The 16,691-nt window shown below is 71.1% G+C and carries 15 protein-coding genes; 2 read left to right on the forward strand and 13 right to left on the reverse strand.

Translation table 11 applies throughout. The annotated features are described in order from the left end of the window. Nucleotides 1-46 precede the first annotated feature (46 nt). The gene (locus ACFVW6_RS02545) at nucleotides 47-1,390 is read left to right on the forward strand and encodes a DUF5933 domain-containing protein (protein WP_378824085.1); all 1,344 of its coding nucleotides are present in this window, start codon (nucleotides 47-49) and stop codon (nucleotides 1,388-1,390) included. Here ACFVW6_RS02545 and mnhG read toward each other — a convergent pair. From mnhG to ACFVW6_RS02590, 9 genes are all read right to left on the reverse strand, one after another. After that, on the reverse strand, nucleotides 1,387-1,722 hold the full coding sequence (gene mnhG, locus ACFVW6_RS02550) for a monovalent cation/H(+) antiporter subunit G (RefSeq protein ID WP_378824084.1): 336 nt from the start codon (nucleotides 1,720-1,722) through the stop codon (nucleotides 1,387-1,389). The two genes, ACFVW6_RS02545 and mnhG, sit on opposite strands and share 4 nt — an antisense overlap. Next, on the reverse strand, nucleotides 1,719-1,979 hold the full coding sequence (locus ACFVW6_RS02555) for a monovalent cation/H+ antiporter complex subunit F (RefSeq protein ID WP_355274380.1): 261 nt from the start codon (nucleotides 1,977-1,979) through the stop codon (nucleotides 1,719-1,721). The genes mnhG and ACFVW6_RS02555 overlap by 4 nt, the downstream gene beginning before the upstream one ends. Next, nucleotides 1,976-2,536 carry a Na+/H+ antiporter subunit E gene (locus ACFVW6_RS02560; protein ID WP_355274378.1) on the reverse strand — a complete coding sequence of 187 codons (561 nt, stop codon included), beginning with the start codon at nucleotides 2,534-2,536 and terminating at the stop codon, nucleotides 1,976-1,978. Before ACFVW6_RS02560 ends, ACFVW6_RS02555 begins: the two co-directional genes overlap by 4 nt. Next, the gene (locus ACFVW6_RS02565; protein WP_378824083.1) at nucleotides 2,533-4,128 is read right to left on the reverse strand and encodes a Na+/H+ antiporter subunit D; all 1,596 of its coding nucleotides are present in this window, start codon (nucleotides 4,126-4,128) and stop codon (nucleotides 2,533-2,535) included. The genes ACFVW6_RS02560 and ACFVW6_RS02565 overlap by 4 nt, the downstream gene beginning before the upstream one ends. Continuing rightward, nucleotides 4,125-4,508, reverse strand: coding sequence for a Na(+)/H(+) antiporter subunit C (locus ACFVW6_RS02570; RefSeq protein ID WP_378824082.1), 384 nt, complete (start codon nucleotides 4,506-4,508; stop codon nucleotides 4,125-4,127). The genes ACFVW6_RS02565 and ACFVW6_RS02570 overlap by 4 nt, the downstream gene beginning before the upstream one ends. Continuing rightward, nucleotides 4,505-7,291, reverse strand: coding sequence for a Na+/H+ antiporter subunit A (locus ACFVW6_RS02575; protein ID WP_378824081.1), 2,787 nt, complete (start codon nucleotides 7,289-7,291; stop codon nucleotides 4,505-4,507). The genes ACFVW6_RS02570 and ACFVW6_RS02575 overlap by 4 nt, the downstream gene beginning before the upstream one ends. Nucleotides 7,292-7,405: 114 nt before the next feature. After that, nucleotides 7,406-8,677 (reverse strand): hypothetical protein, encoded by a 1,272-nt coding sequence (locus ACFVW6_RS02580; protein WP_378824080.1) that lies wholly within the window; start codon nucleotides 8,675-8,677, stop codon nucleotides 7,406-7,408. 63 nt (nucleotides 8,678-8,740) lie between these two features. Next, nucleotides 8,741-10,006, reverse strand: a complete 1,266-nt coding sequence (locus ACFVW6_RS02585) for a hypothetical protein (RefSeq protein WP_378824079.1) — start codon at nucleotides 10,004-10,006, stop codon at nucleotides 8,741-8,743. Nucleotides 10,007-10,068: 62 nt separating this feature from the next. Beyond that, a complete protein-coding gene (locus ACFVW6_RS02590) occupies nucleotides 10,069-12,273 on the reverse strand; it encodes an AAA family ATPase (RefSeq protein ID WP_378824078.1) in 2,205 nt (734 codons plus the stop codon). A 173-nt stretch (nucleotides 12,274-12,446) separates the two neighbouring features. Here ACFVW6_RS02590 and ACFVW6_RS02595 point away from each other — a divergent pair, with 173 nt between their 5' ends. Continuing rightward, entirely contained in the window at nucleotides 12,447-12,833 is a 387-nt protein-coding gene (locus tag ACFVW6_RS02595; protein ID WP_378824077.1) for a hypothetical protein, read from the forward strand. Nucleotides 12,834-12,839: 6 nt separating this feature from the next. Here ACFVW6_RS02595 and ACFVW6_RS02600 read toward each other — a convergent pair whose 3' ends face one another. The 4 genes from ACFVW6_RS02600 to ACFVW6_RS02615 are packed head-to-tail and all read right to left on the reverse strand — an operon-like array spanning nucleotide 12,840 to nucleotide 16,569. Then, nucleotides 12,840-13,193, reverse strand: a complete 354-nt coding sequence (locus ACFVW6_RS02600) for a UBP-type zinc finger domain-containing protein (protein ID WP_378824076.1) — start codon at nucleotides 13,191-13,193, stop codon at nucleotides 12,840-12,842. Next, entirely contained in the window at nucleotides 13,193-14,662 is a 1,470-nt protein-coding gene (locus ACFVW6_RS02605) for an ATP-binding protein (protein ID WP_355274358.1), read from the reverse strand. Before ACFVW6_RS02605 ends, ACFVW6_RS02600 begins: the two co-directional genes overlap by 1 nt. Nucleotides 14,663-14,675: 13 nt before the next feature. Continuing rightward, nucleotides 14,676-16,343: an FAD-dependent oxidoreductase gene (locus ACFVW6_RS02610; RefSeq protein WP_378824075.1), complete on the reverse strand. Its 1,668-nt coding sequence runs from the start codon at nucleotides 16,341-16,343 to the stop codon at nucleotides 14,676-14,678. Between the two features lie 46 nt (nucleotides 16,344-16,389). Then, complete coding sequence (locus tag ACFVW6_RS02615; protein WP_355274354.1) at nucleotides 16,390-16,569, reverse strand: hypothetical protein; 180 nt, start codon at nucleotides 16,567-16,569, stop codon at nucleotides 16,390-16,392. Nucleotides 16,570-16,691 lie beyond the last annotated feature (122 nt).

The raw sequence follows: 16,691 nt of genomic DNA on the forward strand, positions 1-16,691 counted from the left end.
CAGCTGCACGGCGGGGTGGCGTTAACCCGCCGTTTACGATGGCTGGATGCTTGTCGAACATCCGCGCGCCGATGCGGGGGGTGCCACCCAACGGAGCCGTCTGCGTGAGCCACGCACCCTCGCCGTCGTCGCGGTGTCGGCGGTGCTCGCGCTGCTGGTCGGATTGCAGATCGCCGCCTGGGTCAGCGGGTTCGACGGACCGCTCGCGAGCCTGGCGCGCGACTACATCGGGACGCCGAAATCGATGTCGGTGCCGTGGGCCGGTCTGCTGCTCGCCCTCGTCGGGGTGAACGCGCGCAGGCGGTTGTACGCGGTGGCCGCCGCGATCGGGATCGACGCGATCTACGCCGCGCTGCGGCTGCTCGACGGCAAGCCGTTCACCGTCGGCAACGGACCGACCATCGTCCTGACCGGCCTGGTGATCGTGGCGGCCGTGCGCTGGCGTGGGCGCGAACGCACCGACGCGCTGAAGGCGGCGGCGCTGGGCGCGCTGCTGGTGCTCGCGACCAAGGTGGGCGACGTGTGGCTGCACGTCACCTCGGCGGTGCGGCCCTCGGTGCTCGACGAATACCTGGTCCTCGCCGATCACGCGCTCGGTGACCCGTCCTGGGTCCTCGGCCGGGTGCTCGAGGTGCTCGGGCCCGAGGTGTACGGCGTGCTGCACTGGGTCTACATCGAGCTGCCGGTCGCGGCCATCGTGGTCGCGGTGTGGCAGTTGCGCCGGGTCGTCCCGACGGGGGAGTGGCCGACGCACTACCTGGTGCGCACATTCCTGGTGCTCGGGCTGGTCGGTCCGCTGTTCTACGTGCTGTTCCCGGTCGTCGGGCCGATGTTCGCGTTCGGCGCGGACGGGCACGGCTTCCAGGTCGGCAACTTCTGGCCCGCCATGCTGCCGCCGATCGATCACAACCCGGCCGCGCTGCCGTTCGACGCGTTCACCCCGCGCAACTGCATGCCGTCGATGCACACCGCCTGGGCGCTGTCGCTGTTCATCCACACCCGTCGCGATGTCGACGGGTCGCGGGCGCCGGCCTGGCTGCGCTGGGGCGGCGCGTTCTGGCTGGCCGCGACCGTGGCCGCCACGCTCGGGTTCGGGTACCACTACGGCGTCGACCTGGTGGCGGGCGCGGTGCTGTGCCTGACCGTCGAGTCGGCGCTGCGGGCACCCGAACGGGGCTGGGGCGCGTTCCGGGTGCGGATGGTCGGCTTCGGCGCGGTGGTGTTCGCCGGGCTGCTGCTGTCGTTCCGGTACCTCGCGGTGCCGATGGCCGAGTACCCGGTGCTCGCGGGCGCCGTCGTCCTCGGGCTGCTGGCGGCGGTGGCCGCGGCGTTCCACGCGACCTGGTTCGCGGCGGCGCCGCGGCGGGAGCTCGCGCCGGTGGCCGCTTAGTCGTCGGCGTCGCGGCCGAGTTCGTTGATCCGCAGCAGGCCGTCGCGGTGCCGCTGTTCGCGGTAGGCGGTGCGGCCGAGGAGATGGGCGATGACGGGCGCGGTGAGGATGGTGAACAGGCCGGTCAGCACCAGCATCCAGACGTTGACGTCGCCCCTGATGTCGATGCCGGTGCCGATCATCACCAGGACCAGCCCGACCACCTGCGGTTTGGTCGCGGCGTGCATGCGGGTGAGGGTGTCGGGGAAGCGCACGATGCCGATGGCGGCGGTGACCGCGAGCACGCAGCCGGTCAGGATGAGCACGGCCGAGACCCACTCCCACGCCGTCATCGGTCGTCCCTGACGCGGAAGCGCGAGACCGCGGCCGAGCCGAGGAAGCCGACCAGGGCCAGCGCCACGATGGCCGGGATCACCGTGGTGTCGTTGCTGTAGGCGGCCCAGACCGCGAGCCCGGACGCGGCGATGGCCATCAGCGAGTCGATCCCGACGACCCGGTCCAGGGTGCTCGGCCCGGCCAGCACCCGGTAGCTGGTGATCACCGCGGCGGCGGTCAGCAGGATGCCGGCGAGCACGGCGACGACCGTCATGACCGCACCTCCGGGCCCGGGTCGAGCCTGCGGCGTTCGCTCGGCCGTTCGAAGGCGTTGATCAGCAGATGCTCCAATCGCCGGGTGGTGCGGTAGAACTTCAGCACCGATTTCTCGCTGCCCACGTCGAGCACGTGGACGTAGACCACACACCGCGGCCGGTCCAGCTCGAGCACCATGGTGCCGGGAATCAGGTTCAGCAGGTCGGTGGCCATCACCAGGACCAGATCGGACTGGATGCCCAGGTGCACGCGCAGCACACCGGAAACCGGTGGACCGGCGGGCCGGATCGCGAACCAGGCCACCTGCGCGCTCGACTCGAGCGCGTAATAGGCGCTGACCACGATCAGTTCGAGGAACGACAGCGGATGGAACCGGCCGGTCACCGGGACCATGGGCAGCGGCAGCGCGAAGACCACGATCAGCGCGACGACGAAGCCGGCCACGACATTGGCCGCGCTCAGGTCGCCCCAGAGCGCGACCCAGACCGCGGTCAGCCACGCGAGCACCCCGATCCGCAGCACGTTGTCGCGGTTGACCAGCCGACCGAGCGTCATCGCGGCTCCGATCCGAGCACCGAACCGATGTAGACCGCCGGATCGTCCAGGTCGGCGGCCGCCCGTTCGGCGATGCCGAGAATCGGCCCGGCGAGCACCGTCAGCGCCAGCCCGGCGGTGACCAGGCTCGCGGTCGCCAGCACCATCAGGGCGGGCATCCGGCCGGGGTCGGTGCGGTCCTCGTAGTGCACATCGGTCGAATCCTCCACCAGGGTGGGCGGTTTCGCCGCGGTGAGATGACCCTCCGGCGCCTCCTCGCGCGGCCGCCAGAACGCCTTGCTCCACACCCGCGCCACCGCGTACAGCGTCAGCAGGCTGGTGATCACCGAGCCCGCGACCAGCACCCAGGCCAGCACGCTGCCGTCGGCCGCGCCCGCCTCCAGCAGCGCGACCTTGCCGATGAACCCCGAGAACGGCGGAATGCCGCCGAGATTCAGCGCGGGGACCAGGAACAGCACGCCGAGCAGCGGACTCGCGGTGGCCAGCCCGCCGATCCGGCGCAGCGAGACCGACCCCGCCTGGCGTTCGATCAGGCCGACGGCCAGGAACAGCCCGGTCTGCACGAGGATGTGGTGGGCGACGTAGAAGACCGCGCCGGTCAGCCCAGCGGTGGTGGCCAGGCCGATGCCGAAGACCATGTAGCCGATGTGGCTGACCAGGGTGAACGAGAGCAGTCGCCGGATATCGGTCTGCGCGATCGCGCCGAGGATGCCCACCAGCATCGTGGCCAGTCCGCACACCAGCAGGATGTCGTCGAACGCGCCGTCGGGGAACCACAGGGTGTGGGTGCGGATGATCGCGTACACCCCGACCTTGGTGAGCAGGCCGGCGAAGACCGCGGTCACCGGGGCGGGCGCGGTGGGGTAGGAGTCGGGCAGCCAGCTCGACAGCGGGAACACCGCCGCCTTGATCCCGAACGCCACCAGCAGCACCGCGTAGCAGGCGGTGCGCACGCCGCTCGGGGTGGCGTCCAGGCGCACGGCCAGCTGCGCCAGATTCAGGGTTCCGGTGGCGGCGTAGGTGATGCCGATGCCGATCAGGAAGATCAGCGACGACACCATCGACACCATCACATAGGCGATGCCGGTGCGGATGCGCTCCTCGGTCGCGCCGACGGTGAGCAGCACGAACGAGGCGACCAGCAGGACCTCGAAGCCGACGAACAGGTTGAACAGGTCACCGGCGAGGAACGCGGTCGAGACCCCCGCGGTCAGCACCAGGTAGGTGGGCCGGTAGATCGAGGTCGGCTGGTGCTCGTCGCCGTCGGAGATGTTCTGGCCCGCACCGTAGATCGACACCACCAGCAGCACGAACGCCGACACCAGCAGCATCGCCGCCGAGAGCCGGTCCACCACCAGCGTGATCCCGATCGGTGACGGCCAGCCGCCCACCTGGACCGCGGTGGTGCCGTCGCGATCGGCCAGGTACAGCAGCAGCGCGCTGATCACCAGCACGCACGTCAGCGCGCTCAGCGAGATCATCGCCTGGAGCCGCGGGCGGCGGCCGAACACCAGGGTCGCCGCGGCGCCGAGCAGCGGGACCAGCACCGGCAGCGCGGCGAGGGCGGGGAGCAGATCCGGGGACAGGGTCACTGTTCGGGATCCTCCTGTTCCCGCCGGGCGGCGATCTGCGCGTCCTCGGGGTCGTTGTCGACGTCCTCGCTGGTGGTCAGCATGTACGAGCGGTAGGCCAGCGCGAGCACGAACGCGGCCAGCCCCATGGTGATGACGATGGCGGTGAGGACCATGGCCTGGGCCAGCGGATCGGCCATGCCCTCGTGCGAGGTGTCGGAACTGCCGAGGATCGGCGGCCGCCCGTCGGGGCCACCCATGGTGAGGATCAGCAGGTTCACCGCGTTGCCGAGCAGGATCATCCCGAGCAGCATCTTCGAGACCACCCGCTCGAGCAGCAGGTACACCCCGCACGCGGTGAGCGCGCCGATGGTGATCAACAGAACGAGATTCGCGCTCATACGAGTTCCTTGTCCAGGCGGGCGCCGAGGCTGCGCAGCACGTCGAGGACCAGGCCGACCACGACCAGGTAGACGCCGAGGTCGAAGAACATCGCGGTGACCAGCTTGATGTGGCCGAGCACCGGCAGCGTCACCTCGATGATCGCCGAGGACAGCGGCGGCGCGCCGAGCAGCAGCGAGGCGGTCGCGGTGCCCGCGGCCAGGGTGAGCCCGGCGCCGAGCAGGTGCCCGGCGTCCACCGGCAGCGCCTCGCCCAGTTCGTAGCGTCCACCCGCCAGGTAGCGCAGGGTCAGCGCGAGCCCGGCGACCAGGCCGCCCGCGAAGCCGCCGCCCGGCGCGTTGTGCCCGGAGAAGAAGAAGTACACCGACAGCACCATGATGGTGGGGAAGATCAGCCGGGTGGTGATCTGCAGGACCATCGAGCGGTAGCGCCGGTCGACCAGCCGGGCGGCGGGCAGCCAGCTCACCGCGTCGGGATCGTAGTTCGGCGCGTCGGCCGCGCGGGGCGCGCTGCCGAAGCGCCTGCTGCGGAACACCAGCGAGGCGACGCCGGTCGCGGCGACGACGAGCACCGAGATCTCGCCCAGGGTGTCCCAGGCGCGGATGTCGACGAGCAGCACGTTCACCGCGTTCTTGCCGCCGCCGATCCGGTAGGCGGCGTCCGGGATGGCCTGCCAGATCGGTTCGGCGCGCCGTGCTGCGGTGGCGAACGCGGCCAGTACCGCGACGGTGATCCCGACGCCGATCGCGAGCAGTGCCCGGCGGACCTTGAAGGCGGTCGCCTGGTCCTCGGCGATCTCGGCGGGGAACGCGCGCAGCACCAGCACGAAGATCACCAGCGTCAGTGTCTCGACCAGGAATTGGGTCAGCGCCAGGTCGGGCGCGCCGTGCAGCGCGAAGATCACGCCGCAGCCGTACCCGGTGACCCCGACGACCAGCACGCTGGCCAACCGGTTGCGCAGCACCGTCGCGGCCAGCGCCATCGCGATCATGATCGCCCCGATCGCGGCTTGCAGCGGCGAATCCCACAGCCGCAGTTCCACGCCGGTCCGGGTGCCCAGCGCCAGCAGCACCGTCGGCAGCACGATCAGGGTGCCGAGGATGGTGGCCTGGCTGGCGGGCAGCGAGCCGGACTGCACGGTGCCGGTGATCTTCAGCGAGAGCCGGTCCATCGCCCGCAGCGCGGCGTCGTAGGCGCGGTCGGCGTTGCCGAGGCGCGGATGGACCGGTTCGTCGATCCGGCCGCGGATCAGGAACAGCGCGACACCGGCGGCGATGATGAACAGCGTCAGCACCAGCGGCCAGGTGAGGTCGTGCCAGAGCGCGAGATGGGCGTCCAGCTCGCCGGGCAGCGTCTGGGCGTAGGGACTCAGCCAGCGGTCGACGTCGGTCGTGTCCAGCCCGCCCGCGACGCCGGCCACGGCGAGCACCGCGGGCGGGATGAGCAGCAGGGGACCCGGCGCGTGCCAGGTCATCGGGCGCGCGGGATCGGCGGTCTTGCCGAAGGCACCCCAGATGAACCGGGTGCTGTAGGCGACCGTGAACGCCGAGCCGATTGCGATGCCCGCCAGCTCGGCCAGCTTGACCGGGGTCGTCAGCACCTCCGCCGACCACACCGAGGTCAGTGCCGACTCCTTGCCGACGAAGCCGAGCAGCGGCGCGATCCCGGCCATGCTCAGCGCGGCGACGACGGCGGTCGCGCACAACCACGGGGCCCGCCGACCGAGCCCGGACAACTCGCGCAGGTCGCGCGTGCCCGCGCCGTGATCGATGATGCCGACCACCATGAACAGGCAGGCCTTGAACAGCGCGTGCGCCACCAGCAGGGTGATCCCGGCCAGCGCCGCGTCCGGCGTGCCGATCGCCATCATCGTCATCAGCAGGCCCAGCTGGCTGACGGTGCCGAACGCCAGCACCAGCTTGAGGTCGTACACCTGCATCGCCCGCCAGCCCGCCAGCAGGATGGAGATGAGACCCAGCGGCAGCAGCATCGCGTGCCAGGGCGGGGTCTGGGCGAAGGCGGGCGCGAGCCGGGCCACCAGATAGATGCCCGCCTTCACCATCGCGGCCGCGTGCAGGTACGCGCTGACGGGTGTCGGCGCTGCCATCGCGCCGGGGAGCCAGAAGTGCAGCGGGACGATCGCCGATTTGCTGATCGCGCCGATGAGGACCAGCCCGATCCCGACCGAGACCGCCGTCCCGCCGGGCGGCGCGGTCGCGAGCAGATCCGACAGCAGGAAACTGCCGTAGCGGTTGCCGAGGACGATGATCCCGACCAGCATCGCCAGCCCGCCCGCGCCGGTCACCAGCAGCGCCTGGATCGCCGCCCGCCTGCTCACCGCCCGCTCGGCGTAGTGGCCGACCAGCAGGAACGACAGCACGGTCGTGATTTCCCAGAACACGTAGAGCAGCAGCATGTTGTCGCTGGTGACCAGGCCGAACATGGCACCGGCGAAACCGGTCAGCTCGGCGGCGAAGACCCCGAGCCTGACCTCGTCGCGATCGAAGTAGCGGCCGCAGTAGGCCAGGATCAGCGCGCCGATGCCGAGCACCAGCGTGCACATCACCGCGGCGAGGGAATCGAAGCGCAGGTCGATGTCCATCGAAATCTGCGGCGCCCATTGCACGTGCGTGCGCACGGTCGTGCCCCAGTGCGCGAGCACCCAGCCGAGACTGCCCAGCGGAACCAGGGCGAGCAGGTAGAAAGCGTTGCGGCCCAGCACTCGTACACACAGCGGGGCCGCCAGTGCGGCCAGCGCGTGGGCGAGTAGAACGGCGAGCAACTCCTCCTCCGTCGGGTCGGTGGCGGTCGAGTAGTGCGCCCCGATCCTACGGGCGATCGTGCCGGGTTTCGCGGCACCGACGCTGTCGCGTCGGCCATGTCGCCGGGTGCTCGGCTATCGCCGCGGCGCGGATTCCGTGTCGGCGGGCCGGATTCGGTAGAGCACGGCCAGCCCGGCGGCGGCGCCGATGGTGATGGTCAGCGCGACCCAGCCGGGAATGCTCTCCTCGACCGAGGTCGTGCCCGTCGGCCAGTGCCGCAGCCGGGTGGGAATGGACCACAGGATCGACGGCAGGTACAGCGCGCCGAGGCCGAGCACGGCGCTGGGCAGGTAGCCGACTCGCAGCGAACCGGCGGCGAAGCCGGCGACGGCGGTCAGCGCGAGCAGACCCGCCGTCCACGCGAACGCCCACGGAAACCGTTCGGCCACGGTGGAGAACAGGCAGATCACGGCCGCGCCGAGCAGCACGGCCCACGGGCTCGACCAGCGCAGCCCGGCCAGGATGGCGGCGGTGGCGACGAGCAGGACGAGCAGCAGATGCCAGCCGAGACTCGTCGCGTCGGCCAGCGAGTCGGCCGCGGCGCCCAGGCTGACCGCGATCAGCACGCCGGCGCCGTCGCGGCCGGGTAGCAGGGTGGCGGCGGCGAAGGCGGCGGCCAGGGTGACCACCACGGCCAGCGTGATCTGCCAGGTGTTGCCGTTCAGGTCGTCGAATTCGCGATCGAGCCAGTCGGTGGCGACCAGCAGCGTCAGCGCGAGCACGGTGGCGGCCACGATCGGGGTGATCGGCAGGTCGGCGGCGAGGCGGGGGATACCGGGCATCATGCCGTGCCGGTGCCGCAGGGTGTTCAGCGTCAGCAGGACGACGGCGGCGATCACCAGCCAGGCCGGGGTGTGCACCGACTTGCTGGCCGTGGCCGAGGTGTTCGAGCTGAACACGGCGACGACCTCGCCGTAGACGAACACGGTCACGACCCCGAGCAGGAAGCCGACCGCGGGCCAGCGCAAGCGCAGCGCGCAGATGCCGAGCGCGCCGAACAGCACGCCGCCGCAGAGCGAATCGATGTAGTTCTGGGTGGTGAGCACGTCGGTCGAGGTCATCGTCTGGCCGACGAAATAGTTGATCGCCAGGGCGAGCGCCCCGCCGGTGGCGGCCAGCCAGATCAGCCCGGGGCGGGTGATCGGCCGGGCCAGCACCGCCACGACGACGGCGACGATGAGCCCGAGCGCCGCCGCGCGCGGCACGCTGTTGATCAGGCTGGTGACCCGGTACGGCGAGTCGACCGACTCGGCGCCGAAGGTGAACGGCAGGAACAGCGACATTCCCGCCGCCGCGGCCCCGGCGAACGCCGTCACCGCGTCCAGACCATTCCGGATCTTGGGCACCCCTTCGACGATACCGGCGAACGCCGTCCCACCTGGGATATCACGATCGGATCGCCGGTACGGCTAGGGCGTGGTGGTGGGCGCCGGCTCGTCGGGCCGGATCCGGTACAGCAGCAGCAGCGCGGCCGCGCCGCCGATCGTGATGGCCAGCGCGACCCGGCCCGCCGTCGCTTCGGCCACCGGGTCGGCGCCGGTCGGCCAGTTCCGCAGACCGGTGGGTATCGACCACAGGATCGACGGCAGGTACACCGCGCCGAGGCCGAGCACGGCGCTGGGCCCGTGGGCGACCCGGATCGAGCCGAACACGTACCCGGCGACCACGGCCAGCGCCAGCGCGCCTGCCGTCCAGGCGATCGTCCACGGCAGGCGGGCGGAGAACGTGACGAACACGCAGATGGCGGCGACGCAGCACAGCGCGGCCCACGGCGAGGCCCACCGCTGTCCGGCCAGGACGCCGGCGGCCGCCGCGCCCAGCACGAGCACGATCTTCCAGCCCAGGCTCGGACCGTCGATGACCGAGTCGCCCGCGGCCGCCAGGCTGACGGCGACCAGCACACCCGCACCGTCGCGACCGGGCAGCAGGGTGGCCGCGACGAACGCGGCGACGACCGTGACCGTCACCGCGAGCGCGATCCGCCAGAAGCCCTGGGGTCCCTCGGCGAACTCCCGCTGCAGCCATTCGGTGGCCAGCAGCAGCGACAGCGACAGGACCGTCGCGGCCACGATCGGGATCATCGGCAGCTCGGCGGTGCCCGTCGGCCCGGCGGGTGGCTTGATGGTGTGCCGGTGCCGGACGGTGTTCACGGCGAGCAGCACGACGGCGGCGATGATCAGCCCCGACGGACTGTGCACGGCCCGGTCCGTCGTCGTCAGCATGTTCTCGGTGACCAGCGCGATCACCTCGCCGTACACGAACACCACCACCGAGCCGAGCGCGAAACCGGCCGCGGCCCAGCGCAAGCGCAGCGAACACAGGCACAGGGCGCCGAAGATCACGCCGCCGAACAGCGCGTTCACATAGTTCTGGGTGGTGAGCACCTCGGCCGAGTCCATGGTGTGGCCGACGAAGTAGTTGAACCCCAGCGCCGCGGCGGCGCAGGCGGCGACCAGCCAGTCGAGTCCGGGCCGGATCAGCGCGGCGACGACGACGGCGACGATGAGTCCGAGGGTGGTCGCGCGGGGAACGCTGTTGGCCCACCCAGCGACCTGATAGGGGGTGTCGATCATCGTGCTGGAGCGGGAGGTGAACGGCACGAACAGTGCGATTCCCGCGATCGCGGCACCTGCGAACGCCGTGACCGCATCCACACCATCCCCGAACGTGGGCACAGTTCGACGATACTCGCCGAAAGTCCCGTCTAGCTGCGACGTTGTCGACGATTCGGGATCGGTCAGGCCCGGCTCTCGGCATACCGGCGCAGCGACTCGACCTGTTCGGGATCCAGCGACGGCCGCACGCTCGCCCGCGCGGTCGCGACGTCCTCGGCGGTGACGTCGGCGGCCGCCATATCGCGGCGCAGCGCCGAGAGCGCCGCCTCGCGCAGCAGGGCCGCGCAGTCGGCGGCCGAATAGCCGTCGAGGTCCTCGGCCAGGGCGGCCAGGTCGACGTCGGCCGCCAGCGGCACCGAGCGACCCGCGGTGCGCAGGATGTCGAGCCGGGCCGCGGCGTCGGGCGGCGGCACGAACACCAGCCGGTCCAGCCGCCCCGGCCGCAGCAGAGCGGGGTCGATCAGCTCGGGGCGGTTGGTCGCGCCGAGCACCACCACATCGCGCAGCGGTTCCACGCCGTCGAGCTCGGTGAGCAGTGCGGCGACCACCCGATCGGAGACGCCGGAGTCACTGCTCTGCCCGCGCCGCGGCGCCAGCGCGTCCACCTCGTCGAGGAAGATCAGCGACGGTGCCGAATCGCGGGCGCGCTGGAACAGCTCGCGCACCGCCCGCTCGGAGGAGCCGACCCACTTGTCCATCAGCTCGGCGCCTTTCACCGCGTGCACGCTGAGCTGACCGGTCCCGGCCAGCGCCCGCACCAGGAAGGTCTTGCCGCAGCCCGGCGGACCGTAGAGCAGCACCCCGCGCGGCGGGTCGATGCCGAGCCGGGCGAAGGAATCGGGATGCCGCAGCGGCCACAGCACCGCCTCGGTGAGCGCCTGCTTGGTCTCCACCATGTCGCCGACGTCGTCGAGGTCGAGCGAGCCGATCGCCAATTCCTCGGTCCCCGAACGCGACAGCGGCCGGATGACATCGAGCGCGCCGACCAGATCGTCCTGCGCGAGTTCGGGCTCGGTCTGCTCACGGCTGGCCCGCCCGGCCGCGCGCACCGCGGCCTCCCGGCACAGCGCGGCCAGGTCAGCGACCACGAAACCCGGTGTGCGCGAGGCGACCAGATCCAGATCGAGCGTGCCGGCGGGTACCTTGCGCAGCAGCTGTTCGAGCAGCGCGCGCCGGACCACCGCCGTCGGCAGCGGCAGGGCGAGTTCGCGATCGCACAGGTCCGGCGCGCGCAGGCGCGAATCCACCTGCGCCGGATGGGCGGTGGTGGCCAGCAGGGCGACGCACGGCGCGCGCATCGCGGCGCGCAGCTGATCGAGGACGAGCGTGGCGACCGGCTCGGCTTCGGCGGGCAGCAATGCGTCGATATCGGTGATCAGCAGGATGCCGCCCTGGCCCGAGGCGATGTCACCGACGGCCTCGGCGACCTCGCGCAGCCTGCTGCCGCTCTCCATCGCGCCGACGCTCGGCCCGTCGAGTTCCACCACCCGGCGCGGCGCGGCGACCGCCCTGGCCAGCGTCGCCTTGCCGACCCCGGCCGGTCCGGTGACCAGCACACCCAGATGCGCCGGTGCCCCCAGTGTTTTCAGCAGCTCTGGCTCGTCGAGGGCCAGGCTCAGCCACTCCGACAGCTTGGCCGCCTGCCCCTGCACCCCGGCCAGCTCCTCCACCTGGATCGGCGCGCTGCCCGAACTCACCGACACCACGTCCGAGGGCAGGCCGTTCTGCCCCGGATCGGCGTCGCGTTCCATCGCGTGCATGATCGCGGCCGGGCCACGGCCCCAGCCGACGGCCGAATTGGGTTGCACGCTCACCGGTCCCGGCATCGGATCGATCGCGGTGACGGTGAGCAGCTCGGTGGTCCAGGCGATGCCGAAGGCGCGCGAGAGCGCCTGGGTGGCGGCCGCCGAGCTGATGTCGGGGCCGAGATCGCGCGGCAGCAGCGACACCGTGTCGCCCACCGTCACGACCTTGCCGAGCAGGGCCTGGCGCAGCGTGGCCGCCGGGATGCTGGCCGTCGCGTGCGCCGATCCGCTCAGCGAGATCTGCTTGGCGCCGTAGACCGTCACCGGCGCGACCGTCACCGCCGCGTTCTCCCGCAGCCCCACATTCGACAGCGTCACGTCGTCGAGCAGCGCGACGCCGGGCGGGGTGCCCGCCGGGGCCTTGGCCACCACCGCCGCCGTCCTGCGGGCGCCGGTCAGGCCGATGCCGTCCCATTCGCGCAGGCCGAGCGCGGTCAACGTCTCGGGGTGCAGGCGCACCACCCCGCGCCGGGCATCGGCCGCCGAAGGGTTGAGCCGGGCGGTCAGCGAGAGTTCAGCCACTGTGCCATTCTGCCGCGTCCCGGCGAATTCGCTCCGGCGATGAGCGATCCTTTGGCAGACCGCAAGGTCGAGGGGCGAAAGTGGCTGACATGACGAACCACCGCAACCAGCCGGTACGCTGCACCGGACGCGCCGGAGGTGCCGGCGCCGCGATCCACCGGGGAAAGCTGCAGATGAATCGAATCTCCCTCGTCGTCCTGGCTGCTGGGGCGTTGTGCTTGACGGTGGCCGGATGCGGTTCCGACGACACCGCCGACGCGAGCGGGCTGCGCAAGGGCACACCGACCTCGAGCGCGAGCGCGAGTGCCACCACCACGACCAAGGCGGGCGCGACGACGACGTCGAGCGCCGCCGCCACCGGCGCGAAGATCACCTGCGGTCAGTTCAAGGAACTCGACACCGACGGCGAGAAGCAGGCGATCGAGCAGATCCTGGCGGCCAACCCGGGCAGCCCCTTCGAGGGCAGCCCGAATGTGGCACTCGGTACCGCGAAGCTGGTCTGCCTCGCGCCGGGCAACGCCGACAAGACCGTCGCCGAGGCCGCCGGGATCACGCCGTAGCGCTGCTCAGTGGACCAGTGACTGCCAGTTCGCTGGCACCCGGTCGGCCGGTCCCGGGACGGGCTGGCCGATCGGGTGACTGGTCGGCGCCGCGAGTTCGGGACCACCGCTGTACATCTCGCTGGTGGTGAAGTTGTAGAACCAGTCCTCGCCGGGCTCGTAGCTCTGCATGAACGGATGCCCGGTCGAGGCGAAGTGCTTCGACGCGTGCTGGCTCGGCGAGCTGTCACAGCAGCCGACGTGCCCGCATTCGGCGCAGCGGCGCAGATGCACCCACCAGCCCCGCGCGGCGTCGCACTCCTGACAACCGGCGCCACTGGGCGGGACGCTGGTATCGATACCTTCGAACTCTTCGGCCATCACTGATCTCCTGTGTTCGACGGGGTGCTGTCGTTGTCCGCCTGGGGATCGAGCGGCAGGCGGACGATGAAACGGGTGTCGCCCGGTTCGGATTCGACCCGGATGTCGCCGTTGTGCTTGTTGACCACGATCCGGAACGAGATGTCGAGGCCGAGTCCGGTGCCGTCACCGACCGGTTTGGTGGTGAAGAACGGCTCGAAGATCCGGCCCTTGGCCTCGGGCGCGATGCCGGGCCCGGTGTCGCCGATCTCGACGACGGCGCAATCGTTCTCCTTGTAGGTGCGCACCGTCAGGGTGCCGGTGCCGCCCATCGCGTAGACCGCGTTGTCGATCAGGTTGGTCCACACCTGGTTGAGTTCGGCGGCGAAGCACGGGACCGGCGGCAGCGCGCGGTCGTAGTCCTTGACCACCTGGACGCCGTCGCCGAGCTTGCGGTTGAGCATCACCAGCGTGGAGTCGAGCAGCTCGTGCAGGTCGACCACCTGGTAGGGCGCGCGGTCCATCTGCGAGTACTGCTTGGCCGCGCCGACCAGGGTGGAGATGCGGGCTGTCGAGTCGCCGATCTCGTTCATCAGCAGTTCGGTCTCGATGGTGTAGTTCAGCCAGCGGATCGCGCCCTCGAAGACCTGGGCCTGGCACGCCTCCAGGGTCGCGTGCACGCCCTCGAGCCAGTCGATGTCCAGGCCCGCCTGGACGAAGGTCGGCGCCAGGTTCCAGCCGTCGGCGATGCCGTGGTCGTCGAACCAGTCGGCGAGCGCGTCCTCCCGGTCGGCGGCCTCCAGCGGTGACAGATCGGGGGCCTTGGCGACCCGCTCGGCCGCCTGTTCCTGCAGGTCGACCAGGTGCACCAGCGCCTCGGGCGGGAACTTGCCGGTGGCCATCATCTTGAGCTTGTGCCGCATGCCCGCGACGCGTTCGCGCAGGCCCGCGGTGGCCCGCACCGCGGCGGCGGCCGGGTTGTTGAGCTCGTGGGTGAGCCCGGCCGAGAGCGAACCGAGCGCGAGCAGCCGCTCCCGCTCGGCGATCCGCTGGCTGGACTTCTGCCCGCCGTAGAACGCGCCCTCGAGCAGGTGTACCGCCATCGGGAACCAGTCCTTGACCATCCGCGCGAAGTCGGCGGCCGCGAGCACCAGGAACCGGGAGCGCCGCTCGACGTACATCGAGCCCGCGTAGTCCTGGCTCACCTTGTCGCCGAGGTAGGCCATCCAGGCGCCCGCGTACACGCCGCGGTGGTCGGTGCGGTTGATCTCGATCTCGATGCCGCCGGACAGCTTCGTCAGCCGCACCGCGCCGTCGATCAGCACGTAGAAGCAGGTCGCCGGTTCGCCCTCGCGGTAGACCGGGCCCGGGTCGATGTACTCGATCCGGCCCGCCTCGCACAGCTGCGCGAGCTGGTCGTCGTCGAGCTTCTCGAACAGGAACAGGGTGCGCAGTTCGTTCGGATCGCAGATCAGCATGCTGTCGGTCATGCCCGCTGTCCTCTCATGCCAGGTACCGGTGGACGAGCATGACCGCCATGGCGCCCTCACCGACCGCGGAGGCGACCCGCTTGGCCGATTCGGCGTGCACGTCGCCCGCCACGAAGACGCCGGGGACGCTGGTCTCCAGGTGATGCGGTGGCCGGGGCAGTTCCCAGCCCGGCGGGCGGGCGCCGTCGACCATCAGGTCGGGTCCGGCCACCACGTAGCCCGCGTTGTCGCGGGTGACGACCCCGTCGAGCCAGCCGGTCTGCGGCGCGGCGCCGATGAACAGGAACAACCGCTGCGCCTCGACCTTGTCCTCGGTGCCGTTGCGGTTGTCGCGCAGCACGATCCGCTCCAGGTGATCGTCGCCGTCGACGCCGACCACCTCGGTGTCGGTGTGCACCACGATGTTCGGGATCTGCGCGATCTGCTGGATCAGGTAGTGCGACATCGACTTCTCCAGCGCGTCGCCGCGGACCACGATGTGCACGCGACGGGCGTTGCGGGACAGGAACACCGCGGCCTGCCCGGCGGAGTTGGCGCCGCCGACGATGTAGACGTCCTGCTCGGCGCACTCGGCGGCTTCGGTCATCGCCGAGCCGTAGTACACGCCGCGACCGGTGAATTCGTCGACGCCGGGGGCCGGATGACGCCGGTAGTCGACGCCGGTCGCGATCAGCACCGTGTGCGCGCACAGCGTGCCGCCGTCGGCGAAGCGCACCGTGCGCGCCGAGCCGTTGACCTCGAGTCCGACGACATCGCGGGTGGTGATGATCTCCGCGCCGAACTTGGTGGCCTGCCGCCGCGCCCGATCGGCCAGCTGCGCGCCGGACAAGCCGTCGGGAAAGCCCAGGTAGTTCTCGATCCGCGAACTCTGCCCGGCCTGCCCGCCGGTCGCGGTGCGCTCCACCAGCACCGTGCGCAGGCCCTCGGACGCGCCGTACACGGCGGCGCCGAGCCCGGCCGGGCCGCCACCGACCACGATCAGGTCGTAGAAGTCGCCGCTGGGTCGCACGGTCAGGCCGACGTTCTCGGCGAGTTCGCTGTCGCTGGGCTGGATCAGGGCGGTGCCCGCCGCGGTGATCACCACCGGACAGGCCAGCGGATCGGCGCCCGCCGCCTCGAGCAGCCGCGCGCCCTCCGGCTCGTCGACCGGGTACCAGCGATACGGCAGCTGGTTGCGCGCCAGGAACTCCCGCACCTGCGAGGAGCGCGGCGACCAGCGATCGCCGACCACCTTCGTCTCGTGCACCGGGCGGTGCTCGGCACTGCGCCAGGCGTCGAGCAGGCCGTCGAGCACCGGGTAGAGCTTCTCCTCCGGCGGGTCCCACGGCTTGAGCAGGTAGTGGTCCAGGTCGATGACGTTGATCGCGTCGATCGCGGCGTTGGTGTCGGCGTAGGCGGTCAGCAGGACGCGGCGCGCGTAGGGATGCAGGTCCATCGCCTGCTCCAGGAATTCGATGCCGTCCATGCCCGGCATCCGGTAGTCGGCGATCAGCACCGCGACCGGCTGGCCGCGCAGTTTCATCTCCCGCAGCGCCTCGAGCGCCTGCGGTCCCGACTCGGCCCGCAGGATCCGGTAGTCCGCGCCGTAGCGGCGGCGCAGATCACGCACCACCGCCCGGGAGACCCCGGGATCGTCGTCGACGCTCAGAATGGCCGGTTTGGTTACCGCTGGAGTGCTCACCAGAGAAGTATCCCCCTCCGCGGCGGTGCCGCGCCGTCGCGCGCGGTCAGAGCTGGTTGTGCAGCACCAGATCCAGTTCGCTGGGGGTGAGCAGGCGTTCGAGGCGTTCGTCGCGTTTGCGGCGGGTGAGGGCGGCGCGCAGCGCGGAGCCGTCCTCCGGCTCGATGGTCGGCAGCAGCGGGACGTCGTTGGTGTGCCTGCGTGGCAGGAAGGAGCGCATTTTCACGGCCGATCACCTCGGGTTGACGACGGGAACGCTGGGAGCTGAGCATCGTCGATCAGCAACGGCGATTAGCGAAGAGTTTGCCAGCATGTCCGAGTTGGTGCAAGCGGGACAGCGTGGACACG

The organism is Nocardia sp. NPDC058244 (assembly GCF_042882065.1).
Taxonomy (GTDB): domain Bacteria; phylum Actinomycetota; class Actinomycetes; order Mycobacteriales; family Mycobacteriaceae; genus Nocardia.